18 protein-coding genes and 1 tRNA gene are annotated in these 14237 nt (G+C 71.2%); 9 read left to right on the top strand and 10 right to left on the bottom strand.

The features are described from left to right. Positions 1-104: 104 nt before the first annotated feature. The 3 genes from ABZT49_RS16300 to ABZT49_RS16290 all read left to right on the top strand — a co-directional run bounded on the left by ABZT49_RS16300 (position 105) and on the right by ABZT49_RS16290 (position 3094). On the top strand, positions 105-1610 hold the full coding sequence (locus ABZT49_RS16300; protein ID WP_355287106.1) for a PAS domain S-box protein: 1506 nt from the start codon (positions 105-107) through the stop codon (positions 1608-1610). Next, a complete protein-coding gene (fixJ, locus tag ABZT49_RS16295; RefSeq protein ID WP_355287100.1) occupies positions 1600-2211 on the top strand; it encodes a response regulator FixJ in 612 nt (203 codons plus the stop codon). The genes ABZT49_RS16300 and fixJ overlap by 11 nt, the downstream gene beginning before the upstream one ends. Before the next feature lie 97 nt (positions 2212-2308). Beyond that, positions 2309-3094, top strand: coding sequence for a Crp/Fnr family transcriptional regulator (locus ABZT49_RS16290; protein WP_355287099.1), 786 nt, complete (start codon positions 2309-2311; stop codon positions 3092-3094). Between the two features lie 126 nt (positions 3095-3220). On the opposite strand, the gene ABZT49_RS16285 is transcribed toward ABZT49_RS16290, so the two are convergent. The 4 genes from ABZT49_RS16285 to ABZT49_RS16270 all read right to left on the bottom strand — a co-directional run bounded on the left by ABZT49_RS16285 (position 3221) and on the right by ABZT49_RS16270 (position 6192). Next, complete coding sequence (locus ABZT49_RS16285) at positions 3221-4120, bottom strand: sigma-70 family RNA polymerase sigma factor (protein WP_355287104.1); 900 nt, start codon at positions 4118-4120, stop codon at positions 3221-3223. Between the two features lie 59 nt (positions 4121-4179). After that, a complete protein-coding gene (locus tag ABZT49_RS16280; protein ID WP_355287097.1) occupies positions 4180-4620 on the bottom strand; it encodes a cupin domain-containing protein in 441 nt (146 codons plus the stop codon). Positions 4621-4636: 16 nt separating this feature from the next. Then, entirely contained in the window at positions 4637-5386 is a 750-nt protein-coding gene (locus ABZT49_RS16275; RefSeq protein WP_355287095.1) for an SDR family oxidoreductase, read from the bottom strand. A gap of 110 nt (positions 5387-5496) precedes the next feature. Continuing rightward, the gene (locus tag ABZT49_RS16270) at positions 5497-6192 is read right to left on the bottom strand and encodes a L,D-transpeptidase (RefSeq protein ID WP_355287093.1); all 696 of its coding nucleotides are present in this window, start codon (positions 6190-6192) and stop codon (positions 5497-5499) included. 244 nt (positions 6193-6436) lie between these two features. Here ABZT49_RS16270 and ABZT49_RS16265 point away from each other — a divergent pair, with 244 nt between their 5' ends. Further along, on the top strand, positions 6437-6622 hold the full coding sequence (locus ABZT49_RS16265) for a DUF1508 domain-containing protein (RefSeq protein ID WP_093569369.1): 186 nt from the start codon (positions 6437-6439) through the stop codon (positions 6620-6622). Positions 6623-6634: 12 nt separating this feature from the next. On the opposite strand, the gene ABZT49_RS16260 is transcribed toward ABZT49_RS16265, so the two are convergent. Together ABZT49_RS16260 and ABZT49_RS16255 are read right to left on the bottom strand one after the other, a co-directional pair. Further along, positions 6635-6838, bottom strand: coding sequence for a DUF2283 domain-containing protein (locus tag ABZT49_RS16260; RefSeq protein WP_355287090.1), 204 nt, complete (start codon positions 6836-6838; stop codon positions 6635-6637). After that, entirely contained in the window at positions 6835-7083 is a 249-nt protein-coding gene (locus ABZT49_RS16255; RefSeq protein WP_355287089.1) for a DUF4258 domain-containing protein, read from the bottom strand. Before ABZT49_RS16255 ends, ABZT49_RS16260 begins: the two co-directional genes overlap by 4 nt. A gap of 190 nt (positions 7084-7273) precedes the next feature. Here ABZT49_RS16255 and ABZT49_RS16250 point away from each other — a divergent pair, with 190 nt between their 5' ends. Together ABZT49_RS16250 and ABZT49_RS16245 are read left to right on the top strand one after the other, a co-directional pair. Then, positions 7274-7591, top strand: coding sequence for a hypothetical protein (locus ABZT49_RS16250; protein ID WP_355287087.1), 318 nt, complete (start codon positions 7274-7276; stop codon positions 7589-7591). Between the two features lie 160 nt (positions 7592-7751). Next, positions 7752-7946 (top strand): hypothetical protein, encoded by a 195-nt coding sequence (locus ABZT49_RS16245; protein WP_355287085.1) that lies wholly within the window; start codon positions 7752-7754, stop codon positions 7944-7946. Positions 7947-7972: 26 nt separating this feature from the next. On the opposite strand, the gene ABZT49_RS16240 is transcribed toward ABZT49_RS16245, so the two are convergent. Next, positions 7973-8437: an NUDIX domain-containing protein gene (locus tag ABZT49_RS16240; RefSeq protein WP_355287083.1), complete on the bottom strand. Its 465-nt coding sequence runs from the start codon at positions 8435-8437 to the stop codon at positions 7973-7975. Between the two features lie 198 nt (positions 8438-8635). Here ABZT49_RS16240 and ABZT49_RS16235 point away from each other — a divergent pair, with 198 nt between their 5' ends. The 3 genes from ABZT49_RS16235 to ABZT49_RS16225 all read left to right on the top strand — a co-directional run bounded on the left by ABZT49_RS16235 (position 8636) and on the right by ABZT49_RS16225 (position 12498). Next, a complete protein-coding gene (locus tag ABZT49_RS16235; protein ID WP_355287081.1) occupies positions 8636-10249 on the top strand; it encodes an acyl-CoA synthetase in 1614 nt (537 codons plus the stop codon). Positions 10250-10612: 363 nt separating this feature from the next. Then, positions 10613-11839, top strand: coding sequence for an ABC transporter substrate-binding protein (locus tag ABZT49_RS16230; protein ID WP_355287079.1), 1227 nt, complete (start codon positions 10613-10615; stop codon positions 11837-11839). Next, a complete protein-coding gene (locus tag ABZT49_RS16225; protein ID WP_355287077.1) occupies positions 11836-12498 on the top strand; it encodes a glutathione S-transferase in 663 nt (220 codons plus the stop codon). The genes ABZT49_RS16230 and ABZT49_RS16225 overlap by 4 nt, the downstream gene beginning before the upstream one ends. A gap of 7 nt (positions 12499-12505) precedes the next feature. Here ABZT49_RS16225 and ABZT49_RS16220 read toward each other — a convergent pair whose 3' ends face one another. The 3 genes from ABZT49_RS16220 to ABZT49_RS16210 all read right to left on the bottom strand — a co-directional run bounded on the left by ABZT49_RS16220 (position 12506) and on the right by ABZT49_RS16210 (position 14216). Then, positions 12506-13396 carry a LysR family transcriptional regulator gene (locus tag ABZT49_RS16220; protein WP_355287075.1) on the bottom strand — a complete coding sequence of 297 codons (891 nt, stop codon included), beginning with the start codon at positions 13394-13396 and terminating at the stop codon, positions 12506-12508. A 225-nt stretch (positions 13397-13621) separates the two neighbouring features. Continuing rightward, positions 13622-13864 carry a hypothetical protein gene (locus ABZT49_RS16215; RefSeq protein ID WP_355287102.1) on the bottom strand — a complete coding sequence of 81 codons (243 nt, stop codon included), beginning with the start codon at positions 13862-13864 and terminating at the stop codon, positions 13622-13624. A gap of 276 nt (positions 13865-14140) precedes the next feature. Continuing rightward, positions 14141-14216: transfer RNA gene (locus ABZT49_RS16210), tRNA-Ala, on the bottom strand. Positions 14217-14237 lie beyond the last annotated feature (21 nt).

Below are 14237 nucleotides of genomic sequence, written 5' to 3'. Positions count from 1 at the left end.
ACTTCGCCCCGGATGGGCAAGGCCCCGCCCCTGATGGGCAAGACCCCGCCCCCGGCGGTCAGGATCCCGCCTCGCCGGCCCCCGAGTCGCTTCGCGCCGAGGAGCTGCGCCGGACCCTCGAGGAGGTCGGCATCTGCTTCTGGTCGCTCGACGTGCCCACCGGCCGTGTGACCGTCTCGCCGAGCGGCGCGGCCCTGTTCGGCGTCCCGCCGGAGCGCCTGACCACCTTCGAGGCGTCGCAGGAGCTGGTCCATCCGGAGGACCGCGAGGCCCGGGCCCGGGCGATCCGGCAAGCCCTCGCGCGGGGCGGCGCCTACGAGGTCGATTACCGGGTCGTGCGCCCCGACGGCGCGACCGACTGGCTGCGCTCGCGCGGCAGCGTCGAGATCGATCCCGGGGGCGGGCCGGTGCGCCACCGCGGGGTCGTGTTCAGCATCCGGGCGCAGCGCCAGGCCGAGATCGAGCTGCGCGCCCGCGAGGCGCATCTGCGCTCGATCCTGGAGACGGTCCCGGACGCGATGGTGGTCATCGACGAGGAGGCCCGCATCCAGTCCTTCAGCGCCGCGGCCGTGCGCCAGTTCGGCTACGCGCCCGAGGAGGTGGTGGGCCGCAACGTCAGCCTGCTGATGCCCGAGCCCTATCGCAGCCGGCACGATTCCTACATGGCCCGCTACCTCGCCACGGGGGAGCGCCGCATCATCGGCATCGGGCGCGTCGTGGTCGGCCAGCGCCGGGACGGCTCGACCTTCCCGATGGAGCTCGCCGTCGGCGAGATGCGCTCCTCGGGCGCGCGCTACTTCACGGGCTTCATCCGCGACCTCACCGAGAGCCAGCGCACCGAGACGCGGCTGCAGGAGCTGCAATCCGAGCTCGTGCACATGTCGCGCTTCACCGCGCTCGGCGAGATGGCCTCGACCCTCGCCCACGAGATCAACCAGCCGCTCACCGCCATCGCCAGCTACCTCAAGGGCAGCCGCCGCCTCCTCGACCGGATGCAGGGCGCCGGCGGGGCGCAGGCTCCCGACCTGGCGATGCTCGCCGACGCGGTCGATCAGGCGGCGGACCAGGCCCTGCGGGCGGGGCAGGTGATCCGCCACCTGCGCGAGTTCGTCGCCCGCGGCGAGGGCGAGCGCCACATCGAGGAACTGCCGAAGCTGATCGAGGAGGCGAGCGCGCTCGCCCTCGTCGGCGCCAGGGAGCGCGGCGTGCGCGTCACCTTCGCCCTCGACCCGCGGGCGCCCCTCGTCCTCGCCGACCGGATCCAGGTGCAGCAGGTCCTGCTCAACCTGATCCGCAACGCCATCGAGGCGATGCAGGACGGGCCCCGGCGCGAGCTGCGCGTGACCACCCGGGCGCTGCCGGAGGACGGCCTCGTCGAGGTCGCCGTCGCCGATACCGGCCCGGGGCTGGCGCCGGAGGTGGCGGACCGCCTGTTCCAGCCCTTCGTGACCACCAAGGCGCACGGGATGGGGGTCGGGCTCTCGATCTGCCGCACCATCGTGGAGGCGCATGGCGGCAAGATCCTGGCCGCGTCGCGGCCGGGCGAGGGGACGCGGTTCCACTTCACGTTGCGGGCGGTCGACCGGAGGGAGCTCGACGATGTCGGGTGAGATGTTGGTGCACGTGGTCGACGACGACCTCGCGGTCCGTCGCTCGCTCGCCTTCCTGCTCGCCTCCGACGGGATCCCGGTGCGCCTGCACGACTCGGCCCTCACCTTCCTGGAGGCGGTCGCGCACCCCGCCGGCTGCCTCGTCACCGACGTGCGCATGCCGGGCCTCGACGGGATCGAGCTCCTGCGCCGCCTCAAGGCGCGGGGCGACGGGCTGCCGGTGATCGTGATGACCGGCCACGCCGACGTGCCGCTCGCCGTCGCGGCGATGCGGGAGGGGGCGGTCGACTTCATCGAGAAGCCGTTCGACGACGCGGTCTTCCTCGCGGCGGTGCGCGCCGCCCTCGAGAGCGGGCGCCGGAGCGCCGAGCGGGACGCCGCCCGGGACGAGATCCGGCAGCGCGTCGCCGCGCTCTCGGAGCGGGAGCGCCAGGTCCTCGACGAATTGGTGGCCGGCAAGCCCAACAAGGTCATCGCCCAGGATCTCGGCATCAGCCCGCGCACGGTCGAGGTCTACCGGGCCAACGTGATGGCGAAGATGCAGGCCGGCAGCCTGGCCGAGCTCGTGCGCACGGCGTTGATGATCGATTCGGGCAGGTGAGGACCGGCGGCATCGGACCACGCTGCACGATTGATCCAGATCAATTCGAAGGTCTGTCAGGAAACATACACTCCCGGCGGACTTCGCGAGGCCGGGCGTGCCGCACCACTTCATCCGCAAGCTCGGTCGTTATGCGCCTCTTTCCCCGGACGACGAGGAGACGGTGCGGCGGCTCGCTCACGAGACCGCCTGGGTCGATCCCAACCGCGACCTGCTCATCGACGGCGCCGAATCCCGGGAGGTCTGCGTCGTCCTGGACGGCTGGGCCTGCGCCTACAAGCAGCTGGAGGACGGCCGGCGGCAGATCATCGGCTTCGTGATGCCCGGCGATGCCTGCGGCGCGGCGGCGGTGTTTCCGGACGTGGTCAATTACTCCGTCGGCACGCTGACGGCGGTGCGCGCGGCCCGGATCCCGGGCCGCGCCCTCCTGGCGACGGCGGAGACGCATCCGCGCATCCTGCGCGCCTTCTGGCTCGACCGGCTCGCGGTCTCCGCCATCCAGCGGGAATGGACGGCCAGCTTCGGATTGTACACCGCCCGCGGGCGCATCGCGCATCTGTTGTGCGAGATCGTCACCCGCCTGCGCGCGGTCGGACTGGCGGACGAGGACGGCTGCCTCCTGCCGCTCACGCAGGAGGATCTCGGCGAGGCGGTCGGGATCTCGACCGTGCACGTGAACCGCACGCTGCAGGATCTGCGCGCCTCCGGGCTCATCGCGTTGAAGCGCCAGCAACTCGTCGTCCCGGATTTCGCGGCCTTGCGGGCGGTCGCCCAGTTCGACGGCGCCTATCTCCGTCCGGTGCGCGTGAGGGACGACCACGACCGTCCCGCGGGCATCGAACCCCTGACGGGTTCGGTCCTCGGCTCGGTCCTCAGCTCGTGAAGGCCTGTTTACTCGGCTCGACAGTCTCGACGCTCTCCGCGTCATTCCGGGGCCGCGTAGCGGAGCCCGGAACGACGCGGCGGGTGAGAGAATCGATAGAGGTCGATCGAACAGGCTGCCGAGACATCACCGTCGATCGGACTCTGCGCCGGACCCGACGGCGCGGGCGACGTGGCGCAGCTTGTCGGGGTTGCGGGTGACGTAGATCGCGGTGATCCGGCCGTCCTCGATGGCGAGCGCCGTCGTCTGGACGACGCCGCCGCGCTCGCGGCTGACATAGCCCGGCAGCCCGTCGATCCAGAGGGGCGCGACCATCGCGGCCCGGTCCGGCCCCCACTTGCGCCGGACCCCGGCGAAGAGGCGCAGCAGGCGCTCCAGCCCGGCGATCGGGTTGCGGAAGGCCAGGACCTTGCCGCCCCCGTCCGAATGCAGCACCGCGTTCCGCGCCAGCAGGCTGCGCAGGGCCGCGACGTCGCCGCTCGTCGAAGCGTCGAAGAAGGCGCGGGCGATCCGCTCGCCCTCCTCCCGCGCCACCGGGAAGCGCGGCCGGGCCGCGCGGACGTGGCGGCGGGCCCGCACCGCGAGCTGACGCACGGCGGCGGCCTCGCGGCCGAGGGCCTCCGCCACCGCGCCGAGCGGCAGGTCGAACACGTCGTGGAGCAGGAAGGCCGCGCGCTCGAGCGGCGACAGGCGCTCCAGCGCCAGCATCAGGGTCAGGGTGAGGTCGTCCTCGTCCACCCCCTCCGCCTGCGGCTCGACCAGCGGCTCGGGCAGCCAGGCGCCGACATAGGTCTCCCGCCGGGCGCGGGCCGACTTCATCTGGTCGAGGCAGAGCCGGGTCACGATGCGGGCGAGGAACGGGTAGGGCGCCGCGACCGCGCTCCGGTCGGCCGCGACCCAGCGCAGCCAGGCCTCCTGCACCACGTCCTCGGCCTCGCTGCGCGCGCCGAGCATGCGGTAGGCGATGCGCAGGAGCCGGGGCCGGTGGGCCTCGAAGGTGGCGGTCGCCGCGTCGGCCTGCGACAGGGCGCGGGGGCGGAGCGATCCCGTCCCGCCGGGATCCTCGCAGGGGGGCGAGGGGGCGGTCACGGCCGGTCCGGCACCGTCAGCGCGCGATCCTCCGTGTCGACGACGAAGACCGCGAGCAGCCTGGAGGTGTCCGTGGCGCTGGCATTGGCACTGACGGCGTGATGGTCGCCCGGCTGCTCGACGAAGCTCTCGCCGGCCCGGTAGACCCGCTCCGGCCCGTCATTGACGCGGCTGCGGATCGCGCCCTCGATCACCGTCGCGGTGATGAAGGCCGAGGCGGCGTGCCGGTGGGCAGGGGAGGACCCGCCCGGGCCGTACTCGACGAGGACGCCGCGCAGGCTCTTGCCGGGCACGGTCGGCAGGGGATGGTCGAAGACCGTCGTGACGCGGGCCTCGCCCGCCCGCAACTCCGCCGCGGCGGCCGGGGGAGCGGCTCCGGCCAGGGAACCGGCGAAGAGCCCGGCGAGAACACTGAAACCGATGAACGTCCGGCGCATGGGATCCTCCGTCGGGTCAGGCCGCCGCCAGCCAGGTGTCGAACCGCGTCGGCCCGAGGCGCGCCGCGGACGCGTCGGCGGGAACGAGGGATCCGCGCTCCAGCCTGGCACCGAAATAGCGCGCCGCTCCTTCCGCCGACACCGTCCGGCCGTCGCCGGCGGCGGCGATGCGGCGGGCGACGAAGTCGCGGAACGGCGCCCGGTCCGGCCCGGCGATCTCGGCAATCCCGTTCGCGGGCGCCGCGACCGCCACCTCGGCGAGGGCGGCCGCGACGTCGGCCGCGGCGATCGGCTGGAAATCGGCGTCGGGCACGACGAGCCGGTCGCCCGCGACCGCCGCCTCGGCGATCGTGGCGACGAACTCGTAGAACTGCGTCGCGCGCACGATCGTGTAGGGCAGGCCGGCGGCCGCGATCAGCCGCTCCTGCGCGAGCTTCGCCCGGAAGTACCCGTTCCCGTCGAGGCGGTCGGTGCCGACGATCGAGAGGGCGACGTGGTGGCGGATGCCCGCCCGCCGTCCCGCCTCGAGCAGGTTGCGGCTCGACCGCTCGAAGAAGTCGAACACGGATTCGGGCTCGAAGGACGGCGCGTTCGCCACGTCGACCACCGCCGCGGCCCCGGCGAGCGCCTCCGCGAGGCCATCCCCCGTGAGCGCGTTCACCCCCGTGCTCGGCGAGGCGGCGACCGCCTCGTGCCCCAACTCCCGGAGGTTCGCGGTCACCTGCCTGCCGATGAGCCCGCTTCCCCCGATCACCACGATCTTCATGACACCCGTCTCCTCGCGTGGAACGGGCGATCGCCCGTCCGACGACAGGACGAGGCAAGGGATGGGGATCGTGACACGCGGCCGGAAAAAATTTTCGGCCGGCGTTGGCGTCACGCCGGCAGGACCACCACCTTCGTCTTCACCGGCGTCTGGTTGTAGAGGTGGATCATGTCCTGGCTCAGCAGGCCGACGCAGCCGCTGGTGATGCCCGAGCCGATCGATTCCGGGTCGCTGCTGGCGTAGATCGTGTAGAGCGTGTAGGCGCCGTTCTGGTAGAGATGCAGGGTGCGGGCGCCGAGCGGGTTGTCGAGGCCGCCCGGCATGCCGCGGGCGTATTTCGCCGCCTCCGGCTGGCGCCGGATCATCTCCTTGGGCGGGGTCCAGGTCGCCCACTCGCTCTTGCGCCCGACATAGGCGTCGCCGCTCCACCGGAACCCGTCGCGGCCGACATTGGCGCCGTAGCGCGTCGCGCGGCCGCCTTCCTCGATCCGGTAGACGTAGTAGTTCGCCGGATCGACCACGATCGTGCCGGGCGCCTCCTTCGAGGCGTATTGCACGGTCCGGCGGTAGTATTTCGGGTTGACCTTGCTGACATCGACCGCCGGGATCGGAAACTTCTCCGTCGGCACCGGCCCGTAGAGGGCCGAGGCGTCGGCGAGGCTCAACCCGTCGGTGGTCGCGCAGCCGGCGAGACCGAGCCCGCCCAGGCACGCGCCCGAGCCGAGCAGGAACGACCGGCGATGCAGTTGCCCAGGTGCGCCGTCCTCAGCTGCGCCGGCCCCGGCGCTTCCCGTCCTCACGATCATGGTTTTCGGACTTCCCGTATCCCGTTGCCCGACGAGGAGACGGTATTGCTGCCCGAAGGCCACCGACCGTCGTAATCGCCCAGCGAACCGTGCCGCCCCATGGCCACGCTGGCAAGGGCCCGTCCGGCCCGTCCGACGCGTCGCGGATGACGATGTCCCGGCCCGGAACGCGCTCCTTGGGCGTTGCCGCCCTCTCGCGCGGCCCCATCTGTCGTCGGAGAGCAACACCGCGGGAGAATATGCGATGCGCTTCGAACTCTACCGGGACGGCAAGGGCGAGTGGCGCTGGCGCCTGCGGGCCGAGAACGGCGAGGTGGTGGCCGATTCGGGCGAGGGCTACGTCCGCCGCGAGGATTGCGAGCACGGCATCGCCCTGGTGAAGGGCGCCGCCAACGCCCGGGTGGTCGACATGACGCTCAAGATGGCCTGACGGGGCCCGATCTCACGCGGCCTCGGAGCCGAGCTTCCGGATATCGGCCCCGGCCGCGAGCGAGGCCGATGCGTCGAGGATCTCCAGGGCGACGAGGCGGCCGTCGGCATCGAAATCGAGGATCAGACCCGGCTTGATCTCTTCGCTCCCGGCGATCTGGGCATCGGCGAAGCGCACGTAGAGAGCGTCGGCTTCGTCGTCATATCTGAGTTTCACGTCACACGCCTCCGCCGGTCCAGGAACGTCGTCACGATGATGCAGCCCTCGGGCGCCGGCTTGTATACCACGCAAAGGACGCGACCGCCGCATCCCGGTACCGCGGCGAAGGCCCGGAGGAGGGCCGGATCCCTCACGTCCGGCTCGACCTGGTCGGGCCGACGAACCGTTCGTTCGATCCATTCGGGGTCCAGATCTCGTTCCGCCATCACGGTTTGGGCGTGGTGCGTGTACGTCACTCGCATCTGCCGATCGTCTCTCGTCGGGACAGCCTCGGATGGACGGTAGCAAGGTATCGTTAAGCATCGGCTTACGTTCGCGGCGCCGATCCGATGCCTGCCGCGCACGAGCCGCGCAACGCTTTTCCGGTCCCGCGCGTTTCCGCCGTCCATGCCTCCCCTCGGAGGCGCTCTCGCACGAGTAGGAATCGACGACGTGCTGAAGACCGTGATTCTGGCTGCCGGCCTAATCCTTGGCGGTGCCGCCGCCCTGCCGCAGGGCGCGACCGCCGCCCCGCTGAGCGAGACGGCCGCCGCTCCGGCAGCGACCTCCGCGCCGACCGCCTGGGCGCAGTACGGGTACTACGGCCGTCACCGCCACTGGGGCCCCCGCGGCTACGGATACGGGTACGGGCACCGCCGCCATTTCGGCCCGCGCTACGGCTTCGGCGGTCCGCGCCATTTCGGCCACCGCCACTGGGGCGGCCACCGCGGCTGGGGCCACGGCCCGCGCGGCTACTATCGCGGGTTCTGACCCGTTGCGACCGCCGGCCGCCCCATCCGGGGCGGCCGTGCCGCAATCTCGCCGCATCTATGACCTTGGCTGTAAGGGCCTGGCCGTTCCGGCGGCCGGGCTTGGCTCATGGCGGGTCCGCTCAAGCGGCGGCCCCGCCCCACAACCAAGGGGAACCGGAATGCCGCACACCCTCGCGGAGCGCCGCCGGCGCATCGAAGCGCAGCTTCAGGATTACGAGCGGATCCTGGCGGAGATCCGCTCCTCGGCGGGCCTCGGCGCGAACAGCCGCGCCCTCCAGCTCCAGCACGCCCGCCTGATCTCGGACGCGCGCACCGAACTGGCGTCGCTCGACGCCGAGCTCGCCAACCTCTAACGGCAATCGATCCCGGTCCCGCGGCGTCACGCGGGACCTTTCAGCGCGTTGCGCGCCGCGTCGTGGAACACGACGATATCCTCCGGGTAGATCTGCACGCCCGGCGCCGCGAGTTCGGCCCGCGACCACCAGCGATGCTCGGCCAGGACCTCGACCTCGTGCGGCGTCCAGCCGTCGCGGGAGAGGGGATCGCCCCCGGCCCGCACCGCGAAGAAGCGCTCCCGTGCCCGGACCCACTCGCCGTCGGGCATCTTCATCGGAAAACTGCGCTCGCCGAGCATCGGCGCGGTCGCCGAGCAGGGGAGGCCTGTCTCCTCGCGCAGCTCCCGGATTGCGGCTTGGGCAAAACTCTCGCCCGGCTCGACGCCGCCACCCGGCGTCGCCCAGTACATCTCCCCGGCGAGCGCGCCGGTGCGGAAGGCGAAGCGGAAGAGCAGCAGCCGGTCCTCGCCGTCGAGCACCAGGAGGCGGGCGGCGGGCCGTTCGCGCATGGGCACCGTCGATCCCGTGTCACGCCCGTTCATCGCACGACCTCGGCAGGGAGAGCTGCCACGCAGCCTTAACGGTTTTCCAGGGACGTGGCACGGCGTGCGGCCAGGTCTCCATGTTGACACCTGAAAACGAATGAACGATCGTTTCAATCGAAGGACCGCCCGACGGTCCACAAACGATCACGGGTGGAACCGCCGATGCTGCAGCGTGCGGACAGCTACGCCGACCTCGTGGCGCAATTCCGCTGGCGGATCCCGGCCCGCTACAACATCGGCACCGACGTCTGCGACCGGCATGCCCCGGGCAACCCGCTGGCGCTGATCCATCTCGACACCGACGGCGCGGTCCGGCGATACGGCTTCGACGACCTGCGCCTTCTATCGAACCGCTTCGCCAACGTGCTGTCGGCGCACGGCCTGACGCGCGGCGACCGGATCGGCGTGCTGCTGCCGCAATCGCCCGAGACGGCGGTCGCCCACATCACGGGCTTTCGCGCCGGGCTCATCACCATCCCGCTCTTCGTGCTGTTCGGCCCCGACGCGCTGGCCTACCGCCTCGGCAACAGCGGCGCGAAGGCGGTGGTGACCGACCGGGCCGGGGCCGCGTTGCTCGCCGGGATCCGCGATCAACTGCCAGCGCTGGAGCGGGTCTACTGCATCGACGGGCCGGCGGACGGGGCGGAGGATTTCCACGCGCTTGTGGCCCGGGCCTCCGACGCCTTCGTGCCGGTCGACACCGCCGCCGACGACCCGGCGGTCATCATCTACACCTCGGGCACCACCGGCGACCCGAAGGGGGCGCTCCACGCCCACCGGGTGCTCCTCGGCCACCTGCCGGGGGTCGAGATGCCCCAGCGCTTCCTGCCGCAACCCGGCGACCGGTTCTGGACCCCGGCGGACTGGGCCTGGATCGGCGGACTCCTCGACGTGCTGCTGCCGGCCCTGCACCACGGCGTGCCCGTGGTCTCGTACCGCGCGAAGAAGTTCGATCCCGAGGCGGCGTTCCGGCTGATGGCCGAGCACGAGGTGCGCAACGTCTTCCTGCCGCCCACCGCCATGAAGCTGATGCGCCAGGCCCGCACCACCCCCTATCCGGGCCTTGCCTTGCGCTCGGTCGGCAGCGGCGGCGAGAGCCTTGGGGCGGAGATGCTGGCCTGGGGGGAGGCGGTGCTCGGCGTGCCGGTCAACGAGTTCTACGGCCAGACCGAGTGCAACCTCGTCGTCTCCTCCTGCGCCGACCTGTTTCCGGCCCGCCCCGGCGCCATGGGCCGGCCGGTGCCGGGCCACGACGTGCGCATCGTCGACAGCGACGGGCAGGCGGTTCCGGACGGGACCACCGGCCACATCGCGGTGCGCCGGCCCGACCCGGTGATGTTCCTCGGCTACTGGCAGAACCCGGAGGCGACGGCGCGCAAGTTCATCGGCGACTGGCTGATCACCGGCGATCTCGGCCGGCGCGATCCGGACGGGTTCCTGTGGTTCGTCGGCCGCGACGACGACGTGATCACCTCGGCCGGCTACCGAATCGGCCCCGGCGAGATCGAGGATTGCCTGCTGCGCCACCCTGCCGTCGCCATGTGCGGCGTCGTCGGCGTGCCGGACCCGGTACGGACCGAGGCGGTGAAGGCCTTCATCGTGCTGAAGGGCGGCGTCGCGGGTACGCCGGAGCTCGCCCGCGAGATCCAGAATTTCGTGCGCATCCGGCTCGCCGCCCACGAATACCCGCGCCACGTCGCCTTCGTGGAGGAGCTGCCGATGACCGCGACGGGCAAGATCATCCGGCGGGCGCTGCGGGAGCGAGGTGGGGCGTGAGCCGGCCTGATCGACGATCGAGCCGGGAGCGGCCGGACTTCCGCCACACAGGGTCCCGGGCCCGCCTCAGCTGCTTCGGAATGATGGTGAAGGGCATCGTCCTGTCGAACCATCAGTCCTGAACCCACCCACCACCTCATCCTGAGGTGTCAGTCCATGAAATGGACTGACCTCGAAGGAGGGCTCCAGAGATCGCAGAGGCTGCTGGAGGCCTCCTTCGAGGCTCACTGCGTTCGCACCTCAGGATGAGGTCGTGGATGGGACACGCATACGATTCGAGCCAAGCAGGCGCTTACAGTGAACGTCGATTTCCAACATCCGGCGACCAACGACCGGATGCCGCCACGAAACCGGGAGGACACCATGCCGACATCCACGCTCCGCCGAACCGGCCGCGCCCTGGCGCTCGCCGCCGCGTCCCTGCTCACCCTCGCCCAGGCACACGCCGCCGGCCCCACCCGCGTCACCCTCGGGGTGCTGAACGACCGGGCCGGGCCCTATTCCGACCTCGCCGGCGAGGGCTCGGTGGTGGCGGCCGAAATGGCTGCCGCCGACTTCAAGGCGCAGAACCCGGGCTTCGACATCCGGGTCCTCTCCGCCGACCACCAGAACAAGCCCGATATCGGCGCTGCAATCGTGCGCCAGTGGATCGACCGGGACGACCTCGACGTCGTGCTCGACGTTCCGTTCTCCTCGGTGGCGCTCGCCGTGCACCAGATCGTGCGCGAGAAGAACCGGCTGATGATCAATTCGGGTGCGGGCGCCTCGGAGATCACCGGGGCTTTGTGCTCGCCCAACACCATCCACTGGACCTACGACACCTGGGCGCTCGCCAACGGCACCGGCGGCGCGATGGTGCGCTCAGGCGGCGATACCTGGTTCTTCATCACCGCCGACTACGCCTTCGGCAAGGCGCTGGAGCGCGACGTGTCGGAGGTGGTCGAGCGCAACGGCGGCAAGGTGCTGGGCTCGGTCCGCCACCCGGTCGCGGCGACCGACTACTCGTCGTTCCTGATCCAGGCGCAGGGCTCGAAGGCCAAGGTGATCGGGCTCGCCAATGCCGGAAGCGACACGATCAACACCATCAAGCAGGGGGCCGAATTCGGCGTCGCCGAGGGCGGGCAGCGCCTCGCCGGCCTGCTGGTGTTCCTGAGCGACGTGCACTCCCTCGGCCTCAAGGTGGCGCAGGGGCTGGTGCTGACGGAAGCCTTCTACTGGGACCTCAACGACGGCACCCGCGCCTGGTCGCGCCGCTTCGCCGAGCGCCACAAGGGCCGGATGCCGACCATGGTCCAGGCCGGCGTCTACGCGGGCATGATGCACTACCTCAAGGCCGTGAAGGCGACCGGCAGCAAGGATCCGGCGACGGTCACGGCCGAGATGCGCCGGGTGCCGGCGGAGGATCCCTTGTTCGGCCGCTCCGAGGTGCGGGCCGACGGGCGGGTGACCCACCCGATGTACCTGTTCGAGGTGAAGAAGCCCTCCGAGTCGAAGGGCCCCTGGGACTATTACCGCTTGGTCTCGACCATCCCCGCCGACCAGGCCTTCCGGCCGCTCCAGGCCGGCAACTGCCCGCTGGTGACGAAATGAAGCTGCATCACTGCGTCGGCGCCCGCTCGTTCCGACCGCTCTGGGCCCTCGAGGCGCTGGACCTGCCCTACGCGCTGGCGATGCTGCCGTTCCCGCCGCGGGTCCATGCCAAGGAATACTTCGCCCTCAACCCGCTGGGGACGATCCCGCTCTTCGAGGACGGCGAGGCGCGGATGACCGAATCGGCGGCGATCTGCGAGTACCTGGCGGCGCGCCACGGCGCCGGCGGGCTCGGGGTACGACCCGACGAGGCGGAATACGGCCGCTACCTCAACGCGCTGCATTTCGGCGAGGCGACCCTGACCTTCCCGCAGACCCTGGTGCTGCGCTACGGCCGGTTCGAGCCGCCGGAGCGGCGCAATCCCGGCCTCGTCGAGGACTACTCGCGATGGTTCCTGTCGCGGCTCAAGGGCTTCGGCACGGTTCTGGGCGACCGGCGCTTCGTCTGCGCCGGGCGCTTCACCGCCGCCGACATCAGCATCGGCTACGCCCTGATGCTCGCCGAGTTCGCGGGCTTGGGCGATCAGCTGCCGGACTTCGCCAGAACCTACTGGGCGGGCCTGAAAGCCGAGCCGTCCTACGCCCGGGCGCTCGCGGCCGAGCAGCGGGCGGCCGCGGCGCAGGGCGTCTCGCCGGTGCCTTCACCGCTCGGCGGCTGACGCCCGTTCAGTTCAGCAGTTCGGTGGCGCGCAGGCGTGCCACCGCGAGGTCGACGAAGGTCCGCACCTTGGCGGGGGCGTGCCGCCCCTCCGGATGGAGCACGTGGATCGGCAGCGGCTCCTCCTCGTACTCGGCGAGCACGATCTGCAGCCGGCCCTCGCGCAGGGCGGGGCCGATCTGGTAGTGCAGCACCCGCGTCAGGCCCCAGCCGGCGAGCGCGGCGGTGATGCAGGCCTCGTTGGTGTTGGTCTCGAGCGCCGGACGGACGGTCATCCGCTCGTCGTCCTTGAAGCGCCATTCGGGCGAGGCCCAGGACCCGGTCGAGACCGCGATGCGGTGCTGCTTCAGGTCCGCGGGCCGCACCGGCATGCCGGCCTGCGCGAAGTAGCCCGGCGCCCCGCAGACGACCCGGCGCACCGTCCCGACCTTCACGGCGGCGAGGCCGGAATCCGGCAGGTGGCCGATGCGGATGGCGACGTCGATGCCCTCCTCGACGAGGTTGACCGGCCGGTCGACGAACAGGGTGCGCGCCGTCATGGCCGGGTAGGCGTCGAGGTAGTCGGTCACGATCGGCAGGACGTGGCTGTGCCCGAACAGGATCGGCGCCGTCACCGCGAGGGACCCCGACGGCATGCCGTAGGAGCCCGCCGCCGCGGCCTCGGCCTCGGCGATGTCGGCCAGGATGCGCCGGCAATCGGCGACGTAGCGCGCACCCGCCTCGGTGAGCTTCACCGACCGGGTGGTGCGCACGAACAGCCGCGCGCCGATCGCCTCCTCCAGAGCCGCCACCGCCCGGGTCACCACCGGGGGGCTCAGATGCAGGAGGCGCGCGGTCTCGGCGAAGCTCTCCGTCTCCGCCACCCTCGCGACGATGCGCATCGCCTGCCACCGGTCCAACGTCGCTCGCTCCTCGTTCGGCTGTCAGGCTTCGACGCCGACCGCGATCTGCGGCAGCGCATCAGAGTGTCCCATCGATCGCCGGCGGGAGAGCCGGCCCGTCTCGCGTCTCGACGGAAGGGCGGGACGCCGCCTCCGGCGCCAGGTTGTCGCATCCGAGGAGTTCGTCCAAGCCCCGCTGCGATCAGCGGAGCAGGGTGAGGCATTCCCGCAAACGGTCGGAGGTCACGTCAGGAGCTTGATGAAGGCCGCACCGGCTCCGAAGAAGGCGGCGCCGACGGCCATGCTGGCAACGATGATCTGCCACGGGGCGAGCGCACGGTCGCGTTCCATCTTGGCAGCTTCCGCCTGAAGCTTGGCCTGCTCGGACATCAGCTTGCGCTGCTCGGCGACGAATTTCTGCGTCTCCTCGATCGACCGCAGGACGCGTGCGACTTGTTCGGCGGTGTCGGGAGACGCGTCAGCCATCGGGAATGCCCCACGATCCAGGCTGGGAATGCCCGTCACCGTGTCCGCAACATTCGGAGGACGACGACCGCCGTCAAGGACTCGCCGGATCCGGGTTCCAGGCTCCACCGGCCTGACCATGCGAAGGATCGGCATTAGGGCAGGACAGTTTCGGGAGGAGGGAACTCTGCGAGAGAGTCAGGACAATCCACGCCACGACCCGCGATCGACACATCGGGATCGACCGAAAAAGGTCGCCGACGCGGCCAACACCAAAGTCAGGTCAGATGGAGGGGATGGTGGAGCTTAGCGGGATCGAACCGCTGACCTCCTGCATGCCATGCAGGCGCTCTCCCAGCTGAGCTAAAGCCCCATCCGTCAACCGCGGCGCTGG

The organism is Methylobacterium sp. EM32 (assembly GCF_040593685.1).
GTDB lineage: Bacteria > Pseudomonadota > Alphaproteobacteria > Rhizobiales > Beijerinckiaceae > Methylobacterium.
The sequence above is the reverse complement of the archived record's forward strand: the minus strand, read 5'-3'. Positions and strand labels throughout refer to the sequence as shown.

What these genes read in the sequence shown, in the direction of transcription:
- fixJ (WP_355287100.1), top strand. Translation starts at nt 1,600, where the DNA reads ATGTCGGGTGAGATGTTGGTGCACGTGGTCGACGACGACCTCGCGGTC.
- ABZT49_RS16280 (WP_355287097.1), bottom strand. Translation starts at nt 4,620, where the DNA reads ATGCGCCGGACGTTCATCGGTTTCAGTGTTCTCGCCGGGCTCTTCGCC.
- ABZT49_RS16275 (WP_355287095.1), bottom strand. Translation starts at nt 5,386, where the DNA reads ATGAAGATCGTGGTGATCGGGGGAAGCGGGCTCATCGGCAGGCAGGTG.
- ABZT49_RS16270 (WP_355287093.1), bottom strand. Translation starts at nt 6,192, where the DNA reads ATGATCGTGAGGACGGGAAGCGCCGGGGCCGGCGCAGCTGAGGACGGC.
- ABZT49_RS16265 (WP_093569369.1), top strand. Translation starts at nt 6,437, where the DNA reads ATGCGCTTCGAACTCTACCGGGACGGCAAGGGCGAGTGGCGCTGGCGC.
- ABZT49_RS16255 (WP_355287089.1), bottom strand. Translation starts at nt 7,083, where the DNA reads ATGCGAGTGACGTACACGCACCACGCCCAAACCGTGATGGCGGAACGA.
- ABZT49_RS16245 (WP_355287085.1), top strand. Translation starts at nt 7,752, where the DNA reads ATGCCGCACACCCTCGCGGAGCGCCGCCGGCGCATCGAAGCGCAGCTT.
- ABZT49_RS16240 (WP_355287083.1), bottom strand. Translation starts at nt 8,437, where the DNA reads ATGCGCGAACGGCCCGCCGCCCGCCTCCTGGTGCTCGACGGCGAGGAC.
- ABZT49_RS16235 (WP_355287081.1), top strand. Translation starts at nt 8,636, where the DNA reads ATGCTGCAGCGTGCGGACAGCTACGCCGACCTCGTGGCGCAATTCCGC.
- ABZT49_RS16230 (WP_355287079.1), top strand. Translation starts at nt 10,613, where the DNA reads ATGCCGACATCCACGCTCCGCCGAACCGGCCGCGCCCTGGCGCTCGCC.
- ABZT49_RS16225 (WP_355287077.1), top strand. Translation starts at nt 11,836, where the DNA reads ATGAAGCTGCATCACTGCGTCGGCGCCCGCTCGTTCCGACCGCTCTGG.
- ABZT49_RS16215 (WP_355287102.1), bottom strand. Translation starts at nt 13,864, where the DNA reads ATGGCTGACGCGTCTCCCGACACCGCCGAACAAGTCGCACGCGTCCTG.